A 24,513-nucleotide genomic window follows, 5' to 3' on the forward strand; every position below is an offset into this window, starting at 1 on the left:
TGAAAAATATGCCGCGTTGATAGGGTGACAGAGGTAGTCCAGAGACCAAATGATGGGATTGTTTTGTGAATCATGAGAGCCACCTTTTGTTTTGATTTAAGATTTGACACCTTTATCAAAACGGGGAATTCTCTTCTTTACAAGCAGAAGTGTCAGATTAAGTCGAAGCTAATACAATTTATAATTGCCTCTTTCAAAACCCTTATAACCCAGAGTAAATATCACCCTTTTAAACATCAACCGCCTACCGTCTAAGTTGCACGCATAAAAAAGCAGGCTCCATTGCTGCAGCCTGCTTTTTATAGTTTAGTGTTTAAAAACCTTAGCGCTGCTTAACACCGCGCAACACGCCTAAACCACCGAGCATTAACAGCCATAGCAGATTGATTGCACCACCACCTTTGGATTTGGTAGGCGGTTTTACTACGGGCGGCTCAACGGGTGGTGGCGCCACCACCACAGGTGCACTGACGGCCCCGGGGTCAACCACAGCAGAATTCACTAGACCATCGTCATCGTTAGGGCCGCCGTCCTCAATGGTTAATTGCACACACATATGACCAACCGTTAAGCCGGGCGTCCATTCAGCTGCACCAGGAGGCGGGCAATAACCAGGACTGCCTGCAGATGATGCAAGACTATTATTGGCGTTTTCAATAAAGGTCACCCAACGACCTTTTTGGAATTTACGATAGCTAGCCTGCGTGGGAATAGCCGCTTGCTGAGGTATAACGATACGCACCGTTTGACCTGGCGAGGGCAAATCATTAATCGTAAAGTCAAAAATTCCGCCTACGGGTTTAAAGCTGTCATCTGCTTTCAAATCACCAAGACTACCCAGATCGCCATCCAAAATTTGTACGCCGCCAGAGTTGCCTTTTAAGGCAAATAAACCTAGGCCACAGCGCACCCCTGGATCACATTCCAAGAGATAGGAGTTAGTAATTAAGCCGACCTGCGGCAACACATTGCTGGAGGGCATATTGTCGAGGTAATTGGGGATGCCGTTACCGTCATCATCACCAGTTCCTTCAATTACATCATCGATGCCGTCGCCATCTGAATCATCGCTCTCGCTTAGCTGAGGCAAACTAGTCACTACACGGAAATAGGCTTGCGCCGACACACTAGCACCTGCAGAGTCGGCAACTGTGACTGAAACTTGATGGCTGCCACTTAGACTCGCAGGATCAAATATGCGCACTGCATCCACTGGATTGCCATCTGTGTCTGCCAAACCGCTAGTGGCTGACCAATCGAAGCTGTGAGTATCTGCGACGTTGGGATCAGTTACCTCGGCCACCAAGGTGACTGGGCCGCCGCTCGGTGTAATCAAGCGCGTGTTAGCACCACCCTGTGTCATTTTAATGTCTACCCTAGGCGGCACATTGCCTTCGCGCAAACTGATCACATGGAGTTTATTGACGCCGCTATTGACCTTATCACCCAAGCTCACCACCAATTGGCTATCGCTCAAACCAGAAACGCTATTCAGCTGCACTGGCACGGCTATTTCACGTTGCCCGCTGGTAAAGCTCACTGAGCCATTGATAAGTGAATGTTCTGCAACGCTCGCCGTAGTGCTGGCATCAATGACATAGTCAACACTTAAGGGATAGCTTGGTGCAGCACCATTGAGAATAACTTTGAACTCTACCTTGCTGCCGCGCACGGCAATTTGCGACTTGCTCATAGATACTAATGGGTTCACATCAACCATTTGCAGAGCCTTAGTCGCTTCACCTGCGCCATTGGTAGCAACCCAAGTTACCTTATTTCTACCCGGCGGCAAGAGCAGACTGCCATCGACTAAGCCCTCCACCTTAGTGGTGCAGCAGTCGTTAGCTGAAACACCATTGCGCGCTAGACCTTTGAGTGCTTGATCTAGCTGCGCTTGGTCGGCAGTTGATACCAAACCTAATAATTGACGCAAACTGACTTTGGTATAAAGCCCAGTGGCATTGATGGAGAAGGTCGCAGGCACCGTTAATACTGGTGTCGCAGGATCAATAGTTTCAATCACTTCAATCGCAAATTCTGGCAGTGAAGCAGAGAGAATGCCATCGCTCACAGTAATAACAATACCGCTAGTAGTACCTACGTCAGCATGTACTGGCGTACCGGTAAGTGCCCCAGTTGTTGTACTGAAGGTCGCCCAACTTGGTTTGTTTGCAATGCTAAATGTCAGAGTATCGGCTGCATCAAGATCGCTGGCCACGGGGGTGAAGCTGTAGGCAACATCTTGATCCACTGACGTAAGCGGTGAGCCGCTGATAACTGGCGCGTCATTTACATTCACTACCTGTAGATCGAAGGCGGCAAGACTCACACTTGAGGTGCCATCGCTTACGCTGATCACCACTCCGCTGGTGACCCCAACGTTGGCAGCTACTGGCGTGCCCGTGAGTGCACCCGTTGCGCTATTGAAGCTCGCCCAGCTCGGTTTGTTGGCAATACTAAATGTCAGCACATCCGCTGTATCCACATCGCTGGCTGCTGGCGCGAAGCTATACGTAGCATCCTGATTCACCGCTGTTATTGGGCTACCGCTGATGACTGGCAAGTCATTCACAGCAGTGATGATGACATTTACCGTAATGCTCGCGCTATCGGTACCGTCACTCACCTTTACGATAAAACTATCGCTACCGTTGTAATTCAAGGTTGGGGTATAGCTCAGGTTGCCGCCAGATACACCCGCGCTACCGTGTTGCGCTGCCCCGACAATACTCCAGCTGAGTGAATCACCGTCATTGTCCGAGGCCGTCAAATTCAATGCAAAGGCTGTTGGAGCTGCATCTTCACTCATGGTGACACTGGTGGAAGCACCTTGCGTGATAACCGGAGGTGAATTCACGAAAGGTGCTGCTGGCGTTATAGAACTAGAAGCAGCTGAGTTCGCGCTTGTCCCGACTGGGTTGGTGGCAGTAACGGTGAAGGTATAAGCAATACCATTGGTAAGTCCCGTCACCGTAAGCGGTGAAGATCCACCCGTCGCTGTTAGACCACCTGGGCTTGAGGTAACTGTGTACCCCGTAATCGCAGCGCCACCATTAAAAGCTGGGGCCGTAAAACTAACTGAAGCTTGAGTATCGCCTGCGGATGCACTCACAGCGGTTGGCGCACCGGGCGCTACCGCATTAACATTAAATGAGCGGCTCACCTGAGCGGCGGGCAAGTAAGCACCATTACCCGACTCATTTGCATTAATCGTACAGGTGCCAACAGATGCAAAGTTCAACAAACCACCGGAGGTAATACCGCAAACAGCTGGGGTTGATGAGGTAAAAATTGGCGTCAAACCCGAATCAGACGTAGAACTTAAGGTTGGGCTAGTGCCAAAATTTTGGGCTCCAGGATTGGCAAAGGTAATAGATTGAGTCGCCTTTGGCGTAATAGCGCTCGATGCAGCAGACGCCGTGCCCGTACCCGCCGAGTTAGTGGCAGTGACCGTAAAAGTATAAGCAACACCATTAGTGAGCCCGGTCACTGTTATAGGTGACCCTGCACCTGTTCCCGTTAAAGCACCGGGGCTAGAGGTAACGGTATAGCCAGTTATTGCTGCGCCACCTGTGAAAGCCGGAGCGGTAAAGCTCACCGTGGTTTGAGTATCACCCGCCGTGGCACTCACCGCCGTAGGCGCTCCCGGCACCACAGCAGCCACACTGAATGAACGTGTTACGGTCGCAGCAGCCAAGTAGCTCCCATCGCCCGCCTCATCAGCATCGATACTACAGGTACCCGTGGTCACAAACGTTAATGCACCACCGCTGGTGATAGTACACACACCTGGGGTAGTAGAACTAAAAGTAGGCGTTAGGCTGGAGCTCGCAGAGGCGCTCAAGGTTGGCGTGGTGCCAAAATTTTGCGTGCCCGGATTGCCGAAGGTGATGGTTTGTGCCGCCTTAGGAGTTGCACTGTTTGAGGCCGCCGAGGCAGAGCCAGTACCAACACCATTGGTAGCCGTTACGGTAAAGGTATAAGCCACCCCGTTGGTTAAGCCTGTTACTGTGATAGGTGAACCCGCACCTGTCCCCGTTAAAGCACCGGGGCTGGAGGTAACGGTATAACCCGTAATCGCCGAACCACCATTGGAACCTGGAGCGCTAAAATTCACACTGACTTGAGTATCGCCCGCAGTGGCAGTACCTATAGTTGGAGCGCCCGCTACAGTCACTACATTACTCACGGTAATATCATTACCCGTCAAATCTGCCACATTGACCGCTGCATTTGCACCTGCTGCCCAATCTTCAGCAGCGGCAAGATTATAAGTAGTACCGCTCACCGCCGTTAAACCATTTTTATTCAATAAGTTGTTGACGCCGGCTTTATCGGTTGCACTTAGCGTTAGGGTAAAGCTGGTGCCAGACGTGACCTCAACATTGGCGGTATCCGTCAGGGTATAGGTGCCACCCGCCTGACCGGTCAGGGTAAACTTATTGGCCACCACATCATTGGTAGCGCCCTGCTTGCTTAAATAACCGGTACCGCTAACCACCAGTACACCGGTTGAGTAGTTATACGTGGAGTTGGCAATTGTTGGAATTGCCACATTACTCACGGTAATGTTGTTCCCAGATGAATCTTCCACATCCAAAGTGGCATCTGCCCCTGCCGCCCAGTCATCTGCCGCAACCAAACGATAGGTAGAGATATCAGTAGATAAGCCGCCATTATTATTGGCCATGAGGTTATAGGCCGCTTTATCCGTCGCACTAAGCGTAAGCGTAAAGCTGGTGCCCGATGTTATTTCAACATTGCTGGTATCGGTTAAGGTGTAGCTATTACCGCCTTCACCGTAAAGGGTAAATTTATTGGCCACTATGTCGTTAGTAGCGCCTACACGCCGAGTTAAACCAGCGCCTGCTACTGTGAGTGCGCCAGTACTTGCATCATAGGTTGCGTTACTGATAGTTGGCAGGGGGACATTTGAAACCGTAATGGTATTGGCGGCATCTGCTGTGGCAGGAGCATCTGCGATAAAACCTGCCGCACCGGCGAGGTTATAGTTGGTTCCGCCCGTGGAGCTGCCACCATTTTTATTGGTCATAACATTAACACCGGCGCGATCAGTTGCACTCAGGTTTAAGGTGAAACTGGTCGCGGAGGAAATCTCTACATCGGCGGTGTCGGTCAATGTATAGGTAGCGCCACCCTCACCTGTCAGGGTAAATTTGTTGGCTACAACATCATTAGTCGCGCCAGCCGTTCCCGTGAAATTTGTGCCGGTTACAACCAACGCACCCGTCGAGGCGTTGTAGGCTGCATTATTGATGGTAGGAGTAGGTAAAACCTTAGAACTAAAATCCACATCATCTATGTCTATATCCAGGTCAGTTCCTGTGATACGAACCTCATCAATATTTTCCCAGCTGGAATTGGCAGATACGTTAAATGTTGTGGAGCTAGGGACATTAACCACCTCATTAATTACTTCGCTACCATCGCGATAGCCCCTGATGGTGAAACTAACATCCCCCAATCCACTAGAAATCGCAAAGCTATTCAGTTTGAACTCATCTCCATCACTGGTTTTAAAGCTAACCAATGAAGATGTGTTGGGCCCCGACGTCCTATATCCCAGCGCATGATCTGCACCGGCAGCAAGTAAACCGTCGTCTACTATGGCTATATGTACAGCGGCGTTATTGGTATAGGTAATACCGTTAATTGTTACGGAATTACTGCCCTGGTCGGCCACAGTTAAACCATCATAATTTTGATCGGCAGGCGTCGCCGCCCAAGCGGCCTGTACCAATGCCACTAAAAAAATACCCACGCATAAACGCAGCCAAGCTGTACTCATTTTTCTAGCCCGGTCACTGCCTATGCACAGGAGATGACTCAATTTTTTCAATGGCATGATATTTCCTCTATTGCCTAATGTTAATTGGATGATGGAGCCTAAAGCGCCACAACCAGAAATCTAAAAAACAAGCATTTCTACACGTGAATATAGAAATGCCTACTTGCACTAACACATGAAATTAACTATGCGCTGGAAATATACCTTGCAAGGCAATAATAAAATTCATTCCAACATAGGGGTCACGAATTTCAACAGGTAAGCTACCACCTATAGATGCAACAGCTACAGGTGCATTAAAAGGTTTGAGCGTAGTATCGGCAGCATCGGTCGCATACAGAGTACCGGCTCGGCCCGCTGCCGAAACAGGACCTAACACAGCTGTATTAGATGGCGCAGCAGCAAGATTTGCACCAGCAGAAGACGCAGGTATAGCAATTTCCACTGTAGCAACTGGCGTATGCACAGGTAATTGTGCGGTAGTAAGTGTTACCGCTTCTCGACCAGACATTTCGCCCTGAGCTACCGGCGTCAAACCGGGGCCACTGCCTTTGCCTACAGCACCGCGACCACGTAAATCGGGCAAACCAAAAGTAGTTTGACCATTGCCACCATAGGTAGTACCTAATAGTGCAAACAGGGCGCTATTTTGTTGAATGGACATAATTTGCCCATCGCAAAAAGCCCAACCCGGGGGTGCATAATTAAAACCAACCATGCGAATTTCACCAACAAATGGTTCTGACATACTATGTTCCTTATCTATTTATGAATGAATGATATGTTCACTGAGCTCCTTCACCACCACCCGAAGGGTAGATGATCTTTTAACATTTTCTATTTTTGAAATTAATCGCGAGAATGTTATTTCCATTACTGCCAGCGTTAAGAATACGCCCAAGGGTAGGCAAATAGAATTACAGCCTATAACACACTAAACCGAGCCAAGCCCAATACTACTCCCGCACCTCCAATGCGCCCTGCCAGACCATAGTTTCATGGGTTTCGGAAGTAGCTATACATTTAAACCCTAATGCGACATAAAACTGTTTGGCGCGGATATTTTGTCTATCGACCGCAAGACTTATTATGTGATTTTCTGCACCAGCATGTTGTTGCAGTTGGCGCAACAGACCAGTGCCGTACCCTTGACAACGCACTTCTGGCAGCAGCGCCACATCAACGATGTGCATCTTTTTCTCAAACTCACCAAGCATCAACTTGCCGACCGATTTATTACCCTCTGACGCGCCTTTGCGTTCGATGATGCAATTCACTGCTCGTGGAAACTGCTTGGCATAACCCATTTGCTGTGACAAAAATTGCTGTTGCACTAAAACATCCAACTGCGCCTGAGACAGCGGTAGAGAGTACAAATAGTCGCGCGTCGCACAAAACAGCGACTTCAAAAATACCTGGTCTTCTGCAGTTGCTTCACGCACCACCAAGCCATCGGATAAATTCAAATTTTGCAAAATTCTAGGAATATTCACGCAATACCCTCAAATATCTCATCGCGCACAACCTATTTAGAGCGCGCTAATGTGTTGCGAAAGAGCAATTAAGTATGGAAGCCGCCCCTAAAAGGGTTTTACCAAACAGCACCCTAGGGCAAAGCTAGATGGTTTAGCGGTGTGGACCTAACGATGAACAACCAACATCGCCAAAGATCCATTTAGTAACTTACTAGGGATTCAGTTGAAATTTCAGTTGGTAAAACGATGCATTTCTTAACGCAGTAAAAGTTAATCACAAAATCATCGCCAACAAAAAAGGAAGCCCCACAAACGCCAACAAGGTGGACATCAACACCATAGCAGCTACTTCTTCTGGATGATGGTTGTAACGCAGCGCGAGCAGATAATTAAACACGGCAATAGGCATAGCAGATTGCAACAGCACCACATTGCGCGACACGCCGGTCAGGCCCATTAGTTCGCAAACTAAAAACCCCAGTAACAATCCACCACCGACACGGGCGAGACTAAACACCAAACTGCGCTTCCAACGACTGATCTTGAGGGTGGCAAGCGACACACCCAGTGCAATTGTCATCAACGGAATGGCGACACCGCCAAGCAAGTCGAGGGTATTGGTGATCCAGCGCGGCAAGTGAATATCGGCAAGGAGTAATACCACGGCAATAGCCATGGCGTAGATCACAGGCTGTTTTGCAATAGACTCCATGCGTTTCCACCAACCACCTTCACTGCTTGTCACCAATACCAAGCCCACGGTAAAGGTCGCCACCATCATCACCATAAAAGAGCCCAACGCGAGGGCGAGTCCTGTTTGGCCGTAGGCGAAGAGACATAACGGCAAGCCCATGTTGCCATTATTAGGGAACAGCAGCGACGGTAAATAGGTAGCCATATCCAGCCCGCGCCAGCGCAGACAAACCCAGCCCACCACGCCCATCAGAACCATTACCAATGCCGATGCCAGTGCCACCTGCCCCATTACCGCAGGTTCAACTTCCACCTTAGCCATTACGCCAATAATCAACGACGGAGTGCCTACGAACATCACCATGCGCGAGATAAAATCCGTCGGAAATTCAGCCCCAGACTTACCCCACACAAAACCTATGGCAGTAGAAATCATGATAGGGGCAAGAATGGCGAGTAATTCGTTGAGCATAATAAAGCCTAAAAAGTAGAGCCTAAAAGGTAGAAGGTGGAAATAAAGCAGGAACGTGAAACAACCTAGATAGCGGCTGTAAATAATCAGTGCGCACCTAAGACAAAGACGGTTGCGCGCTATAAACATTGAGCACGGGGAACCCTTCCCCATGAGCCGCGCAGTGTAGCAGGCTAATTACACTCCATGCTTTAGCTATCCTGGGCCATAGAATGAAGTTGTGAATACCGATTCAGAGGTAAGCAGGCCACTCGTTATGCACCCATGACAGCGGCACCACTCACGAATTATATTATAAATTCATGTCTACATAAGGATAATTCAGGCGTCATCACAACCAATCAACCCACCTCATAACCTAAAACAAGCCTTCAAACACCAAAATCGTTTCTTAGGCATCAAAAAAATTTATTTGTATTATTTTTATGGGTATTGGATTAAAAGCCCACTTAGCATGCTTTGGCTGCTGGCAACAGCAGCGCTAGTAAGCATCGCACCCAGCCAGCCCACTTAAACGCGACAAACGCATTGCCATTAAGCGGTGCTGGAACCCAAAGCGACTCAATACCAATACCAATTTATCCAAACCTAATCAGCACGATTAATAACGCGGCTACATAAGGTCAAAAAAAAACAGCTCCCACGGAAACGTGAGAGCTGTTTTTTAAAGTGCAACTTATGCACTGCGCCGTCAAGATTTACTTAAACAGCTATTCATCTTCAACATCGGGCGTGGCTGCATCCAACGCTTCTACATCTGTCACCACTTTTTGCACCAGTTTTACACGCCCAGACTTCACCAAAGCATCCCGCAACACATACTCTATTTGCGCATTCAAACTGCGCAAGTCATCGTCGGCCCAGCGCTGCATAGCCGCAATAACCTGCTCATTAATGCGCAGAGCAAAGGCTTTTTTAGACAAGGCAATTTCCCCCTTATGGATTAATAAAGGCTGCCCGTATTAATCACCGGCTTTACCTGTTGATCGCCGCACAGCACGATTAATAAATTACTCACCATCGCCGCTTTGCGCTCGCCGTCCAGCTCCACAACACCCTGTTCTTTCAGTTGATCCAAAGCGTCAGACACCATACTCACAGCGCCCTGCACAATAATTTTGCGCGCCGCTAAAACCGCACTCGCCTGCTGGCGCTGCAACATAGCTTGGGCGATTTCGGGCGAATACGCCAAATGACTCAAGCGCGCCTCCATGACTTCTACGCCTGCTTTTAGCAAGCGATCGCGCACCTCTTTTTGCAGCTCAATGGCGATAGCATTGGAATCGCTACGCAACGACAAACGCTCATCGTCTTTATCGTGCTCATAGGGATAGGTCGTTGCCAAATTACGCAGTGCTGCCTCACTTTGAATGGTGACGTAATTTTCATAGTCGTCCACTTCAAACACCGCTTCAGCGGTGTCAATCACCCGCCACACAATAACCGCGGCTATTTCAATAGGGTTGCCGTTAGCATCATTCACTTTCAAGCGACCCGATTCAAAGTTGCGCACCCGCAGGCTCACTGCGCGCTTGCTATACAGCGGATTGGCCCAGCGCAAGCCGTTAATTCTATCGGTACCTACATAGCGCCCAAACAACTGCAGCACTCGCCCTTGATTAGGCTGCACCAAATAAAAACCGAACCAGCAAATAAACACCAGAATAGCCACCAACCCCGCCGCCACCTTAATAAACCCAGGCAACAACACCAAAGCACCGATGGTTAGCAGCTGCGCAACAAACAACAGCCCCACCATCCCATAACCCGAACTGCACTTCGCTTTCGATTCACTGCTCATAAGCCCTGCTCCCTAAAAGGTAATTAACTCGCTAATATCAACCTTCACCAATAAATCATAGTGATATCATTAGGATATCACCATGTATAAATTAGTCAAATATGAGCTGACCTAAACTTACCTTTCTTGCGGCAATGGAGCCTGCTTCCGCAACACGATATATGCCCAACTAAACAGAGTTACGCACAGCACACCAAAAAATGGCAGCTGCCACAGGAGCGCAGTGCGCAGTGCGGTACCGGCTGGCGTATCGGGGAAGGCAGATAAAAGACCTGAAAAACCGAGACTAAATAGCCCGTAGCCCAAATTAAAAATCAACCCTTTTACCGACAACACCGTTGCTCGTCGCGATGAATCAGCCGCTTGATGCAATACTCGGCTCACAGTAAAGCCTAAAAAGAACATCATGGTCATTAAGAACATAGCGGGCACTAAACCATAAACTGGCCAAGCGGGAATTAAAGCGGCTAAGCCGATGAAAGTACCCAGCGCAATAAGTGCAAAGTTTTGCAGCATGCTAAAGCGATTATTTAAATACTGAGCCATGCTCGGTACAAACCAACCAAACACCCCTAAAGCCGCACCCACAAAACCATAGGTCCACTCCGGCAATTCAATCAAGCGATAGTAACTACTGGTGATAGTCGCAAAGTTACGCACAACAGAATCTAAGGCAACCCCAAGAACTACCACAACCAAGGTCACAGGATGACGCAATACCCAGCGCGCGGTGCCAAGGGTGAGATGGAAGGCGTGTGCAAGCGTAGAGCCAGCTGCCGCATGGGGCGGCTCCTGCATACGCCAACACACGACGAAACAAATTATCGCCTGCAGCAACACCAGCGCAACAGGCAAGCGATGCGCCGTGTCGGCAGAAATATGCCACTGCAATGGCAAAAGAAAATTCAGCGTGTCGGGGTCGTACAAGAGACCGCCGAGAATCATGGCCACCACAAAGCCAAGAGAACGCCAGCGCATTGCCTGCGCGAGCAATGCATCCCACGCCGCCACGCGCCCGTCTTCAGGCAGCGAATCATAGGCTAGCGCCTCATCAGCACCACTGGCACAGGCTTCCGATAAACCAGAGCAAATTCGATTGATAACACAGAGCGCCAAGAGCAGCAGACCACCATCGCGCGGGGCGAATAACAGGCAGAGCATTTCAACAATCATTAATACCGAGGCGGTGATAAGTAAGCGGCGGCGACCGAAGGTATCGGCGAGCGCGCCGGAGGGAACTTCAAATACAAAAATGGTAAGCGCCCAAATTAGGTTGAGCAGCACAAACTGATCGAGGCTCAAACCCAAATCGAGAAACAAAATAGCCAAAACGGGATAGTAAGCGCGCGCTGTAAAAAAAATAGAAAAGAACACATAGCGACGCGGGTTAGACGCAAGACCTTTTAGAACGAGTTCGGGCTGCATGAATGCATTCCTTAAGTTAAATAAAAAAACGGGCGCTAATAGCGCCCGACTTAATAATGGTCTTAACCTGTAGACTCAATCGTTCTACATTCTAAAATTAAGTGCATCACCCACTACACTTAAGGGCGAGTATTTTTAATGAGATCATAGGCCGCTTGAATTTCTTGCGAGCGCTCCGTAGCCGCTTTGATCATATCGTCGGGCATACCCTGGCCGATAAGTTTATCAGGGTGATATTGACTCATCAGTTTACGGTAGGCTTTTTTGAGTTCGCCATCGGTAACAGATTTTTCGACGCCTAAGGCGATATAAGCTGCATCCAACTCATTCGCCTGCGAACGCTGTTGTTGGCCTTTACCAAAACTATTTTGCGCGTTGATCATACGCAGCAATTGTTCGAAAGCATTGCGCGAAAAGCCCAAGCGATCCGCTACTTGACGCAATACCACTTGCTCCTGTTCGTTGATAGTGCCATCCGCAAGCGCGAGGTTTACTAAATACACCAAGAGCATTTGCGCAAGATTTGGGCTGGCACCGCACACTCGCTTAAATTCATCGAGCACTGTGTCGGCATCAAAGCCAGTGGTAGAGCCCGCTTTAAATAAATTAATCGCTTCACGGCGATGATCTGGTGTTAGCCCCATTTTACTCATGAGAATTTCTGTGAGACGAATTTCAGTTTCACTGACGCGCCCATCGGATTTTGCTAAATAGCCCAGCAAGCCAAATACGGTGGTGAAAAAAGTGCGCTGAACTTCCTCTAAGCGCTCGCCTGATAGCGACGCACTGCGCTGATTGCGATCATAAAAAAAATGCCCAATTAAGGCGCCAACCAAACCGCCCAAAAAACCGCGCCAGGCAAACCCCAGCGCAAAACCTATTACTTTTCCAATCATGTTTTATCTCGGTTTAAATCATTTAAAATAAGGGTGCACTGTTGCTGAGATTGCATACAGCCATTAACTCTTCGCATAGGATCGCATGACAACTACGATTCACATAACTAATACGAAACACATAACAATTACGAGCTACATGACAACATTGAACAACCCGCCTTATGACGCGCCCACTCGGGGCGCAGCGCAAAATAACTTTGGTACTCTGGCTGCTCATCATAGGGATGACGCAATATTTCGAGCAACTTCTCCACTTCGCTATTATCACCCTGCTCCGCTTTAGTGATCGCCTGCTGCGCCAAATAATTGCGCAGTACATACTTAGGGTTTACCGCGTTCATGCGCGTACAACGCTGTTGGTCATCACTGCCATTCAACACATAATCTTGCTGCACACGTTCGCCATAACGGCGCAGCCATTGTGCCATACGCGCCTCACTGTCTGCGCTCGGCGGCACATAGTAAGCAGCGCGAATGCAATCTACTAGTTCAGCATCCGCGCAGAGCGCATATTTATTAATATCCAATTGCGCCAGCTGCCGATAAAAAATGGTCATATCCGTTTCTGTGATTTGCAATACAGCTTGCAGTTCATCAACTAACAATTGATCGGCCAATGGATTGAAACTACTTAGCCCCAATTTATTCGCCATATCGCGCTGCCAGCAATGATCGTATTCCCGCGTGTATTCCGCTAGTGCTTTTTGTAAGGGTTCAACTGCATTTATGAGGGGATATATGGCATTGGCGAGCTGCGTGAGGTTCCACAGGGCGATATGAGGCTGATTACCAAACCTATAGCGACGCCCCTGCGCATCGGTAGTATTGGGCGTCCAATTGGGATCAAAACCCTCCAACCAGCCGTAGGGGCCAAAATCGATAGTGAGACCTAATATCGACATATTGTCCGTGTTCATGACGCCGTGCACGAAACCCACGCGCATCCAGTGGGCAATCATCTGCGCGGTAATCACGCAGACCTGGGTAAACCACTCAATATAGTGCGCAGGCGTTATTTCTTCTTCAGGCTTTTTTAGCAGCGTGGGAAAATCTGCGCGAATCGTAAAATCCACCATGCGCTTAAGCAGCACACTATCGCCGCGCGCACTGAGCAGCTCAAAATTACCAAAGCGCGTAAAACTCGGGGCGACACGACAAACAACCGCGCCAGCTTCCAGCTGCGGATTGCCATCGTAAAACATATCGCGTCGCACTGACTCGCCTGTAGCAACTAAGCTCAGTGCGCGCGTCGTCGGCACACCTAGATGAAACATGGCTTCACTGCATAAAAATTCACGCAACGAGGAGCGCAATACTGCCAAACCATCAGCACTGCGTGAATAGGGTGTCGGGCCTGCCCCCTTCAACTGCAGCGTCCAGTGCTCGCCTTTTCGGTTGTGCACTTCACCAAGATTTATCGCGCGACCATCACCCAACTGCCCCGCCCAATTGCCAAACTGATGACCGCCATAGCAACAGGCGTGCGGCGCCATGCCTTCGAGTATTTGATTGCCCGAAAACAGTTGGACAAATTCAGGCTGCGCGAAAACATCAGAGGTTAAATCCAACAGCTCCGCCACTTCGCGTGCAGCGCAAATTAACTGCGGCGCGCGCACCTTGGTCGGCACTACATGTGAGTAAATCGCGCCGTTCACCTGCCTCCGATAGTTTTCTGTTTCACTATCAGCAGGCAAGCTCTGCACTAAGCGATTATCGAATTGTAATTGTGTGAGTTGGGTAGACGTCATAGTGGGTGCACCTGCGACACGGCGAAATTTATACGCCGAGTAATTCGATTTTATAACCGTCGGGATCTTCGACAAAGGCGAGAATAGTTGTACCGTGCAACATAGGGCCAGGCTCGCGCACAATTTTCCCACCAACTGCGCGAATTTTAGCGCAGGTGGCATAAACGTCTTCACAGCCTAATGCAATGTGGCCATAACCCTTACCTATATCATAAGACTCAACGCCATAGTTGTAGGTAAGTTCTAGCACGGTGTGCGTGCTTTCTTCGCCATATCCGACAAAAGCCAGGGTAAATTTACCATCCGGAAAGTCTTGTTTGCGCAACAAGTTCATGCCTAAAACTTGGGTATAAAACTCAATAGATTTTTCCATATTGCCGACGCGCAGCATGGTGTGTAATAAACGCATAATTTTCCTGTGGAAGTTTAACAAAGCAGAAAAAATAACTGCCACTTATTGGGTGGCAGCTGATGAATTGGACGAAAGCAACATACTAAAACCGCTGAAAGGCACCTACAGTTAGCTGCACATTACTAATACCGGCACGGGCAGTCGTAGGTGTAGCGACATCTATATGCACCACATTCCCTATACGTACCTTGGTAGAGCTGAGGCGCAAACCAAAACCCACATCGGCGAGTAACGGGCTAGCGCCATAGGGCTCCAAGCCCCAAGATTTTCCCATATCAAAAAACACTACAGCACCTACACGCATTAAATTGAAGATATGAATATCAGAAAAATAACGGCGCTCTAGGGTGAAAATATAGCGTTCGTCGCCACGCTGATAGTCGCTGGGGTAGCCGCGCAAGCCGGTAATATCGCCTGCGGTTAACTCTTCATATTGGGCTAAATCTTTCCCCACATCGTAGCTTAAACTCGCATACCAACGACGTTTTTCATCTTGAAAGTAGTTGTAGCTCACGGCAACACCCGCCACTGTGCTATCAATGCCTTCGAGATTAAAGTGGTAGCGCCCATCAAGTGACAATTTTGTTTCGAACATATGTTTTTCGCGCACATCCTGCACTAAAGAATAATGACTGATATAGCGCACCACATCATCAGGGTTGTCAAACTGAGTGCCGGCATAACCTAAACGCAAACTAAAATTACTGCCCAGCGCCACATCTTCTGGGCGTTGAATTTGATTTAGATTTTTAAACACGCCAAAGCGATTTTCTAAGTATTGATACTCAACCCATGGATAAACGGCCTTGCGTTCTTTAGGAATATCCTGAAGCGTATCTTCCGTTATGAAAAAATTATCTTCTTCATTACTCAAACCAAATAGCAAACGCTGAGTAGCCTTGGACGTGACCTTTGTTGCAAAACCAACATAAACTTGGTTCATCATACTTTGATGATTATATTCGTTGATTTGAAGGTCAGCGTGGCGAATGGTATCGAGCTGAGTAATATCTTCGGTATAAAAACCCGCAGCCCAAGGCGTCTCTAACGAATGGAAGGGGCGTTCAATATTTAACAGCGTGTTATTGCCATCGCTAGTATCTGCATAGTAAATACGTGCAGAGATTTGCGAATTGAATACATGCGGGTTGCTGAAGTCGTAACTGATAAGTGTACGCGCTTGACTTTCTGCATAGCCAATAACCAAGCTATTGCCGCTGCCTAAAATGTTACCGTCGGCAATAGCAAAGCCGGTCTGGGTGTCTTGCGATTTATGACTAAGGGAAATCTGCGGCTCCAAGGCCCAAGAGTCTTGGGTCACGACAAGTACATCTATATCTTCAGCACAAATAGTCTTGGGTAATATATAAGCATTGGTGAGGTAGGCGCGTTTACGTAAAATCCGCTCAGACTCCTGAACATGCTTAATATCCAGAGGTTCGCCTTCTTTAAAGAGTAATTGGGTGCGCACGACCTTAGGCCGTGTATTAACATGCAACTTATTGAGCAACAAATAGAGGCGATTATTTTCGCGCGGATCATTTGGATCAAAAATGGATAGAGTTTTGAATTCAATATGACGAATCCGCTTACCGGAAAAATTTTTAAAGAAATTATTTTTAATGCGCGACTCTTTTGCTGCAGACACAGCTTCGCGCACACCAGAAAATGCCACGCAACTCGCATCGGCATCCTCTGTTTTTTGAGATAAATCCTGCTTGAGTATTTGCTCTAGCGATGCATGTTCTTCCGGCTCAGGGGATGTGACTGAAACAGGCTGCTCTACAGGCGGTTTTTCTGCGACAGCTATGTCATCCACTGCCTGAGCTTTAATTATCGGCACCAAAAATATCAGTAAAACAAAAATTAAGCCTTTCAGGGCGCTTGTTGTCATAACAAAGTCTCATTCACTAAGGAAAGAAGTACCCATAGCTGTGATGGATAGACATGAAATCTATGCGAAAGCCTGCTTGACGGACTCAAACGCTAAACTCACTTAATTTGTAGCAAATTATCGATTTACAGGTGTCGACTACCCACCTAAACCCATCTTATAGCAACACTATAGTTTATTCAGGTGCCACAACACTGTGTTGGGTCTCTTTCGAAGGTAAATTCTCCATTTCTGCATGATTCATCTCTGCATGATTCATCTCTGCATGATTCATCTCTGCATGATTCATCTCTGCATGATTCATCTCTGCATGATTCATCTCTGCATGATTCATCTCTGCATGATTCATCTCTGCATGATTCATCTCTGCATGATTCATCTCCGAATGATCCATGCCGCCATGATGATGCCCATGGTGGCCGCCACCCCACAGGGTCCAGAGACCAAACAGTATGATAATAACGGCAAATAGTTGACGAACATGTTGCACGCGCAGTAAGCGTGCTATCTGTTGCGCCGCTAAACCTGTCGCGAGAACACTGGGTAAGGTGCCCAAACCAAAGGCCAACATCACCATTGCTGAGCCGATCGGATTAGCCTGCGCCATGGCATAAACTAAGGCGCTATAGACTAAACCACAGGGCAGCCAACCCCAAATAGCCCCGAGCAACAACCCCTTAGGCGCAGAGGTGACAGGCATTAAGGCCTTACCTATAGGCTGCAAATAGGCCCAAAGATAGCGCCCACCCCGCTCTAAATAAGTCAGGCCATGCCACCAGTTGGCCAAATAAAGTCCCATAGCAATTAAGAGTAAGCCTGCTAACCAACGCAACCATACTACAGCGCCCCACGCGGCGAGTTGGTGCGCGAACGCACCAACTAATAACCCCATTAGGCTGTAACTGAGGATTCGCCCAAGGTTATAGCTCAATAAAATAAACCATCGGCGCGCTTTCGCCTCGGCGGGAATGGCCATTGCCAAGGCGCCCATAATGCCGCCACACATACCAACACAGTGGGCGCTACTTAACAGCCCCAACATAAATGCGGTTATTAGAATTGCCCAATCCATCCAGAAAGTCTCGCCTTGGTAATATTGTGAAGCCTAGTGCGCGGATAATGACCGCCCAGGTTATTGATTAACTTATATTTTAGATTTGAGTTCAGCATCTAGCTCTTGGGTAGCGCGCTCCTTATGCAAGGCTGCTTCCTGTGGTTTATCTGTGTTTGATGTAGGCTCTTCACGTCCTGCCACCTTGATTTTAGGCTCAGTTTTTTTAGCATCGCTATCAAATAAAATGCGATGAGCTTCGGTATCAAGGTTGTCGTACTGCCCAGAATTAATGGCCCAAAACAAGGCTTTGATGGCAAGCGCAAGAAACACCATTGCACAGGGCACTAAAAAATAGAGGCTTTCCATAGAGGAACTCGTCAGAAAATAGATGAAACAAACAGGCTATTGAACGGTTGACGCTAATAGCGCATCAAGCGCAACGCATTAAACACCACGATAAGAGAGCTAGAGGTCATGCCCAACGCAGCCAACCAAGGAGGTACTAAGCCTGCAGCCGCCAAGGGCAACGCGAGCAGATTGTAAAGCAAGGCGAAAGCCAAATTCTGTTTAATGATGTTATGGGTCGCGCGCGCCAAACCCAGTGCCTCCAACAATACCAACAGGCGATTGCTCAGTAACACGCCATCGGCACGCGTTTGCGCTAGATCGGAAGCGCTGGCCATAGCAACCGACACATCCGCCCCTGCCAATACAGGCACATCATTAATGCCATCACCAAGCATCAACACCTTATCGCCCTGAGCCTGCCAAAGGCTCAACTGCGCCAATTTATCGGCTGGCGTTGCACCGCCTTTAAAACTGCTAATCCCTAAGTGTTGCGCCAAAGCAGCGACGCGTTCAGGGGTATCGCCACTGAGCAGGCTCAATTTATAACCCTGCGCGCGCAACTGCTGCATGAGTTCTTGGGCATCGGGGCGCAACTCATCTTGCACCCCAATCCACGCCAGTGGTTGCTGCTCCGTACAGAGCAGCAACCACTGCGACTGCGTGTCGGGTGGGCTGAAAACACCAGGATCTAATGACTCACTCTGCCCCCAAATACTACTCGCAAACGCAGGTGTTCCCACTCGATATCGGCAACCTTCAATTTGCGCTTCTATGCCCTGTGCGGCGAAATATTTAACGTTTTGTGCTTTCGGCGCATTGAGCCTATTCGTAAAAGCACTGGCAAGCGGGTGATTAGATTCTGCCTCTAAGGCTGAGACTATATCTAAAAGTTGCTGACGCTGTTCGGCATAGGCCTCTTTAACACGCCCATCTGGACTGAAGGCCCGCACTGAAGCAACACTAAACTGACCGCGCGTGAGCGTTCCTGTTTTATCAAAGACTAAATGATTGATCCGCTGCAGTGTTTCCACCACGTGACCGCGCGTGACCAAAAAACCGCGCTTACGCAAATTAGCCGTTGCAGCCGAAAGTGCCGCGGGCATGGCAAGCGCGAGCGCACAAGGGCAAGTAACGACCAACACCGAAAGCGTCACCCACAGCGCTCGGGCCGGTTCATACCAAAACCAAAACCAAAACACCACGCTTGCTACTAGCAATAAACGCGCAATAAAAAAGCGCGCAATCTTATCGGCTACCAGCACCTGCTGTGGCTTTTCTTGTTCAGCTTGCGTCGCCAAGCGCTCAATGGCCGACAACTGAGTCGCAGCACCTAAGGCTGTTACCTCAACCTGTAAGGGGCTTTGCTGATTGAGAGTACCCGCTATGACCATATCCCCTAAACCTTTGGCTATAGGCTCGGCCTCACCGGTTAACAAAGCCTCAACAACAGCACTTTCACCTGCAACCACACGCCCATCGCAGGGAAAGGTATCACCAGGTTTAACCAAAACTCTGTCGCCCAATTTGAGCATACTCAGCGGCTGCTGTAGCTCTAGGTCACAACCCTGCTGCGCAACAAGACAGCAGGCTGTGAGCGGCATTAACTGGGCTAAATTTCCGTAGGCAAGGCGATTGCGATGGCGGGCGCGCAACTCAAAATAACGCCCCAGTAACAAAAAGAAGGTAAACATGGATACAGATTCAAAATAAACCTCACCCGACCCACTCAGCGTTGCCCAAACACTGGCGCTATAAGCCAGAGCAATCGCCAACGCAACAGGTACATCCATAACAAGCTGACGACTTTGCGCACTGCGCCATGCCGCTTGAAAGAATGGCCATGCGGAGAAAAACACCACCGGCGTTGCCACAAGCATGCTCAACCAGCGTAAAAAATCTAACCAAAAACCACTGGCACCGGTATAGAGGCCCACCGCAACCATCATCGCCTGCATCATGCCAAAGCCAGCGACACCCAAGCGAAACAGAGCTATACGGTTTTCTTTTTTAATTAACTGCTGAGCCTGATCGTCAGTTGCGGGGCGCGGCACATAACCTATAGCCGCCAGCGCTTTTAATAAATGACTTAGGGGCGTTGCCCTATCCCACACCAAGGCGCAGCGGTGACTGCCGAGATTAATACTAATGGAGCGAACGGCAGGGTTGGTTTTCAAATGCGTTTCAATCAGCCAACTACAAGCTGCACAGCTAATTCCCTCAAGCAACAAATTCGCTTGGGCATAACGCTCATCGAGAGGCACCACAAACTCAGCTTGGACTTGAACTAAATCATAAATATCCCAAGATTGATTTTGAACTTGTTGCACTGCAGCGGAGGTGATGCTGCCGTTAGCAGCCGTAGTGGCGCGATAACGATAAAAGTTTTCTAAACCTCCATCTACTATCGCCATGGCAACAGCCTGACAACCGGGGCAACACATTAACTGCTGCTGCCCTTCTACGATAACGGGGTAAAAAGCCTGCGGTGGAATGGGCAAGGCGCAATGAAAACAAGACTGCGCTGCAGCAGACTGAGGGGAATCAGCAGATGTCATGCAGAATTATTTAACCCGAGGGTTCAAATGTGTGGTTTCACTGCGCGAAAAATTAATGTCACCGCTAAGTGTCCAAGGCGCCGCATCGCGCTGCTCCAAATCAGTAACGGGATAAAGTGTTAAATACCAAGAATAACGCGGCTCAGATGGTAGCTCACCGCGATAATGCCCATCGCCTACTGATGTCAAAATGATTTCCTGATCCTTAGCTGCTTTAACGGGGTGCCCCATAAATAACAACAACTTATCAGGCACTTGATCAGCATCCACAGGCATTGACTCGAAAGTTAACAATACTTCACCAGTAGCGCGATCAAACCGCAAAGCTGCACTTAACCCCAAGGCTTTAGCTCGCTTATCTTGATCAAATGCCTGATTAATCATGCGGCCTTCGTTGTAATAGTTATCGATAATCACATCATCAGAGCCGCTCAGCGCAATACTTACGGTAAAGCCACACATGATGATGATAAAAATCAGTGGCCCAAACACAAACCAAAACCAAAATTGGCGGTACCAAGGCTTGATCGTTTCATCATTACTACTCGTGTTCATAGCGGATATTTCACTCAGTTAATGCAACGTTAAATAGGCAGAATTAAAGTTTCTTAATCAAAAAACCTTAAGGCTCGACATAAGGCCCGATAAACGTTGTGGTGTGGCTCGCTACTATTTCAGGGTTTTCTTGGGCGCGAATAGTAAACCGAATTTCTGTCTTGTTCGCCTTTAGATCAGATTTTTTCACCACAACACGTACAGGAATAGTGAGAACTTCTCCTTCAAGTGCTGGGATATGTTTATAACCTTGGATTTCAAAATCATAAGCACCTTTTACGTCCAAATCATAAATATGGGTTTTGCGATCCATATTATTAATTTTTATGGTGTAAACATTTTGAATGGTATCACCCGTCTCTCGGTACATGCGCACACCACGGTCGCGTTGCGCCTCAATCCCCGCCGGTACACGCGTAGCAATTGAATAGACAAAAAGCGAAACCATAATAACCAGCATCAAACCGTAGCCAATCAAGCGTGGACGAAACACCTTGGTTTTACCATGCAGAATCGCATCTTCGGTGGTAAAACTGATTAGACCGAGAGGGTAATCCATTTTTTCCATAACGCTATTACAGGCATCGACACAGAGACCGCAGTCAATACACTCCGCCTGCAGGCCATCACGGATATCTATATCTACTGGGCACACCTGCACACACCAGGAGCAATCGATGCAATCACCCAAACCAGCAGCTTTGTAATCATCGCTAGTTTTACGGGGGCCACGCTTTTCACCGCGTACCGCATTATAAAAAACCGTCAGGGTATCAGCGTCATACATGACCGACTGAAAGCGAGCATAAGGGCACATGTATTTACACACTTGCTCGCGCATAAACCCAGCATTCAAATAGGTAGCAGCGGCAAAAAAGAATATCCAAAATGCCGGTACCACATCCAAATCAATAGTGAAAAATTCAACAACAAGCCCACGTATAGGTGTGAAATAGCCCACGAAGGTGAGAGACGTAATTAATGCTATGCCGGTCCAAATCGCCTGTGTACCAAACTTACGTAAAAACTTTTCTACCGACATGGGCTGCGCATCGAGCTTGATACGTTTGTTTCGATCCCCTTCGCACAGATGCTCAGCCCACATAAACATTTGGGTCCACACCGTTTGTGGGCAGGTAAAGCCGCACCACACACGCCCTACCAAAACAGTCACAGTGAACAATAAAAACGCGGCAATAATCAGCAGCCATGCCAAATACATGCTGTCTTGCGGCCAAAAAGTGAGCCATAAAATATGAAATTTACGCGCGGGTAAGTCAAACAACATGGCGGGACGACCATCAATTACCAACCATGGCATCAACAGAAAACCCAACATTAAGGGCAAGCCGGTGTAGCGACGTAGCCGCTGATAGAATCCCGTTATGCGACGGGTATAGATCTTGTCATCTGACTCATACAAATTGACATAGCGAATTGCAGAATCCTGCCCTTTAGCGGCCGGTTCATTTGATGAAGGTGCTGTAGGTTTGTCGCTCACGGAATTACCTCAATAAGGTGCCATTTGCAGTCGCTCTAACCAACCTAAATTAAAGTACAGCAAATTTAACTCAAAAAAAAAGGCAGGCCCATGCCTGCCCTTTCTATTTAGGCCTCTGCATGAAGGCCCCTTTCACTCAGGCAAGAATTACTTGGTTTCTTCCAATGACAAGCTATAAACATAAGCAGCAAGCAAATGGATTTTGTCTTCTTTCAATAACTCTTCTTGAGCGGGCATCACTCCATTGCGGCCACTGCGAATAGTTTGACGAATGGTTTGTGGTTCACCACCGTAAAGCCAAATTTCATCCGTTAAATTAGGTGCACCCACTAACTGATTACCTTTGCCATCAGCACCGTGACATGCAACACAATTAGTAGAGAACAGCTTAGCGCCAGCTTCTGCTTTTTCTGCATCATGCTTAGTACCCGAAAGCGATAACACATACTCAGTAACATCAACTACGCCTTCTTCACCAAGAAGAGTACCCCAAGCAGGCATTGCAGCTTTACGGCCATGAGTAATAGTTTCCAAAATTTTCTCTGGCGTACCACCATAGAGCCAATCTTTGTCAGTTAGGTTGGGGAAGCCGACGTTACCGCCACCATCCGCACCGTGACAAATAGCACAGTTGTTAGAAAAGAGGCGTACACCCATTTTTAAGGCATCAGGATTCTTCGCCAAATCAGCTACCGGCATAGCAGCAAAAGCCCCATAAGTTTCTGAGTAGAGTGCAGCAGCCTCAGCTTGATGGCCACGCAATTCACCCACCGAGGTCCAAGCACCTGAATCTTTCCACTCAATACCTTTATAAAGTCCCAAACCAGGAAAAATAATCAGGTAGCCAGCGGCAAAAACGAATGTCGCTATAAACAAACCAAACCACCAGCGCGGTAATGGGTTGTCATACTCTTCAATACCATCGTAAACATGCCCGGTGGTTTTTGCTTCAGAAGGTTCAGTATCTGACACCGCCACCTTGCGATTAGCCAACAGAATCCACAACAATAACGCTAGGTTAGTGAGGGTGAGGCCGACGATCCAACAGCTCCAAAATAAACTCATAGTTAACTCCGCCCTTCTCGATGATTACTTGGAATCATCTGTCTGCTTATGTTCTTGTTCATCGATAAATGGCAACTTGGCATCTTCTTCAAAGCGCTTTTTAAGCTTGGGCGAAAAAGCCCAAATAGTCACACCGAAGAAGGCAATAGTTACCAATACCGTTGAAATTGCACCCATTGTGCCTACGTCCATTATTAACGCTTCTCTTTGAGCAATAAGCCCAGATTTTGCAAGTAAGCAACGAGTGCATCCATCTCGGTTACACCCTTAACAGCAGCGCCTGCGCCTGCAATATCATCATCGGTATAAGGCACGCCTACAGAGCGCAGTGCGCGCATCTTGTCGGCAGTGTGCTTGCCATCTAACTTGTTGTCATACAAGTGTGGATAAGCAGGCATTATCGACTCAGGCACCACGATACGTGGGTTAAACAGATGCACCTTGTGCCAGTCATCTGAGTAACGGCCACCAACGCGTGCCAAATCAGGACCAGTACGCTTAGAGCCCCAGAGAAAGGGGTGTTCATAAACAGACTCACCTGCCACTGAGTAGTGACCATAGCGCTCGACCTCTGCACGCAGTGGACGAACCATCTGCGTGTGGCACACATGGCAACCTTCACGTATATAGATGTCGCGCCCTTCCAATTGCACAGCATTGTGCGGCTTCAAACCAGCGATCGGCTCTGTAGTTTCCTTTAAGAAAAACTGCGGAACGATTTCCACCAAGCCGCCGAAACTAATGGCAACGACCATCAATACGGTCATCAAGCCAATATTCTTTTCTACAATTTCATGACCTTTCATG

At 48.3% G+C, this 24,513-nt stretch carries 19 protein-coding genes; all 19 read right to left on the reverse strand.

Translation table 11 applies throughout. The annotated features are described in order from the left end of the window. Nucleotides 1-322: 322 nt before the first annotated feature. The 19 genes from AC0KUT_RS13385 to ccoO all read right to left on the reverse strand — a co-directional run bounded on the left by AC0KUT_RS13385 (nt 323) and on the right by ccoO (nt 24,512). Nucleotides 323-5,866 carry a beta strand repeat-containing protein gene (locus AC0KUT_RS13385; protein WP_488830632.1) on the reverse strand — a complete coding sequence of 1,848 codons (5,544 nt, stop codon included), beginning with the start codon at nt 5,864-5,866 and terminating at the stop codon, nt 323-325. Between the two features lie 124 nt (nt 5,867-5,990). Then, nucleotides 5,991-6,557, reverse strand: a complete 567-nt coding sequence (locus tag AC0KUT_RS13390) for a phage tail protein (RefSeq protein WP_488830634.1) — start codon at nt 6,555-6,557, stop codon at nt 5,991-5,993. A gap of 208 nt (nt 6,558-6,765) precedes the next feature. Then, the gene (locus tag AC0KUT_RS13395; RefSeq protein ID WP_488830636.1) at nt 6,766-7,302 is read right to left on the reverse strand and encodes a GNAT family N-acetyltransferase; all 537 of its coding nucleotides are present in this window, start codon (nt 7,300-7,302) and stop codon (nt 6,766-6,768) included. 256 nt (nt 7,303-7,558) lie between these two features. Further along, on the reverse strand, nt 7,559-8,449 hold the full coding sequence (locus AC0KUT_RS13400; protein ID WP_488830638.1) for an AEC family transporter: 891 nt from the start codon (nt 8,447-8,449) through the stop codon (nt 7,559-7,561). A 710-nt stretch (nt 8,450-9,159) separates the two neighbouring features. After that, on the reverse strand, nt 9,160-9,372 hold the full coding sequence (locus AC0KUT_RS13405; protein WP_488830639.1) for a type II toxin-antitoxin system antitoxin: 213 nt from the start codon (nt 9,370-9,372) through the stop codon (nt 9,160-9,162). 20 nt (nt 9,373-9,392) lie between these two features. Then, nucleotides 9,393-10,250 (reverse strand): SPFH domain-containing protein, encoded by an 858-nt coding sequence (locus tag AC0KUT_RS13410; RefSeq protein ID WP_488830640.1) that lies wholly within the window; start codon nt 10,248-10,250, stop codon nt 9,393-9,395. 117 nt (nt 10,251-10,367) lie between these two features. Beyond that, entirely contained in the window at nt 10,368-11,675 is a 1,308-nt protein-coding gene (locus tag AC0KUT_RS13415; RefSeq protein ID WP_488830642.1) for an MFS transporter, read from the reverse strand. 119 nt (nt 11,676-11,794) lie between these two features. Beyond that, complete coding sequence (gene djlA, locus AC0KUT_RS13420) at nt 11,795-12,571, reverse strand: co-chaperone DjlA (protein ID WP_488830644.1); 777 nt, start codon at nt 12,569-12,571, stop codon at nt 11,795-11,797. Between the two features lie 128 nt (nt 12,572-12,699). After that, a complete protein-coding gene (locus AC0KUT_RS13425) occupies nt 12,700-14,322 on the reverse strand; it encodes a protein adenylyltransferase SelO (RefSeq protein WP_488830646.1) in 1,623 nt (540 codons plus the stop codon). 28 nt (nt 14,323-14,350) lie between these two features. Further along, complete coding sequence (gloA, locus tag AC0KUT_RS13430; RefSeq protein WP_488830648.1) at nt 14,351-14,731, reverse strand: lactoylglutathione lyase; 381 nt, start codon at nt 14,729-14,731, stop codon at nt 14,351-14,353. 85 nt (nt 14,732-14,816) lie between these two features. Then, nucleotides 14,817-16,628, reverse strand: coding sequence for a BamA/TamA family outer membrane protein (locus AC0KUT_RS13435; RefSeq protein WP_488830650.1), 1,812 nt, complete (start codon nt 16,626-16,628; stop codon nt 14,817-14,819). A 175-nt stretch (nt 16,629-16,803) separates the two neighbouring features. Next, nucleotides 16,804-17,700: a sulfite exporter TauE/SafE family protein gene (locus tag AC0KUT_RS13440; RefSeq protein ID WP_488830652.1), complete on the reverse strand. Its 897-nt coding sequence runs from the start codon at nt 17,698-17,700 to the stop codon at nt 16,804-16,806. Between the two features lie 72 nt (nt 17,701-17,772). Beyond that, entirely contained in the window at nt 17,773-18,048 is a 276-nt protein-coding gene (ccoS, locus tag AC0KUT_RS13445; RefSeq protein WP_488830654.1) for a cbb3-type cytochrome oxidase assembly protein CcoS, read from the reverse strand. 53 nt (nt 18,049-18,101) lie between these two features. Continuing rightward, entirely contained in the window at nt 18,102-20,585 is a 2,484-nt protein-coding gene (locus AC0KUT_RS13450; RefSeq protein WP_488830656.1) for a heavy metal translocating P-type ATPase, read from the reverse strand. A 6-nt stretch (nt 20,586-20,591) separates the two neighbouring features. Beyond that, nucleotides 20,592-21,140 (reverse strand): FixH family protein, encoded by a 549-nt coding sequence (locus AC0KUT_RS13455; protein WP_488830658.1) that lies wholly within the window; start codon nt 21,138-21,140, stop codon nt 20,592-20,594. Nucleotides 21,141-21,207: 67 nt separating this feature from the next. Beyond that, entirely contained in the window at nt 21,208-22,641 is a 1,434-nt protein-coding gene (ccoG, locus tag AC0KUT_RS13460; protein ID WP_488830659.1) for a cytochrome c oxidase accessory protein CcoG, read from the reverse strand. Between the two features lie 147 nt (nt 22,642-22,788). Continuing rightward, nucleotides 22,789-23,706: a cytochrome-c oxidase, cbb3-type subunit III gene (ccoP, locus tag AC0KUT_RS13465; protein WP_488830661.1), complete on the reverse strand. Its 918-nt coding sequence runs from the start codon at nt 23,704-23,706 to the stop codon at nt 22,789-22,791. 24 nt (nt 23,707-23,730) lie between these two features. After that, complete coding sequence (locus AC0KUT_RS13470) at nt 23,731-23,898, reverse strand: cbb3-type cytochrome oxidase subunit 3 (RefSeq protein ID WP_488830662.1); 168 nt, start codon at nt 23,896-23,898, stop codon at nt 23,731-23,733. Nucleotides 23,899-23,900: 2 nt separating this feature from the next. Next, a complete protein-coding gene (ccoO, locus tag AC0KUT_RS13475) occupies nt 23,901-24,512 on the reverse strand; it encodes a cytochrome-c oxidase, cbb3-type subunit II (protein ID WP_488830664.1) in 612 nt (203 codons plus the stop codon). Between the last annotated feature and the right edge of the window lies 1 nt (nt 24,513).

It is taken from the genome of Cellvibrio sp. 25HG11W-0 (assembly GCF_057815475.1).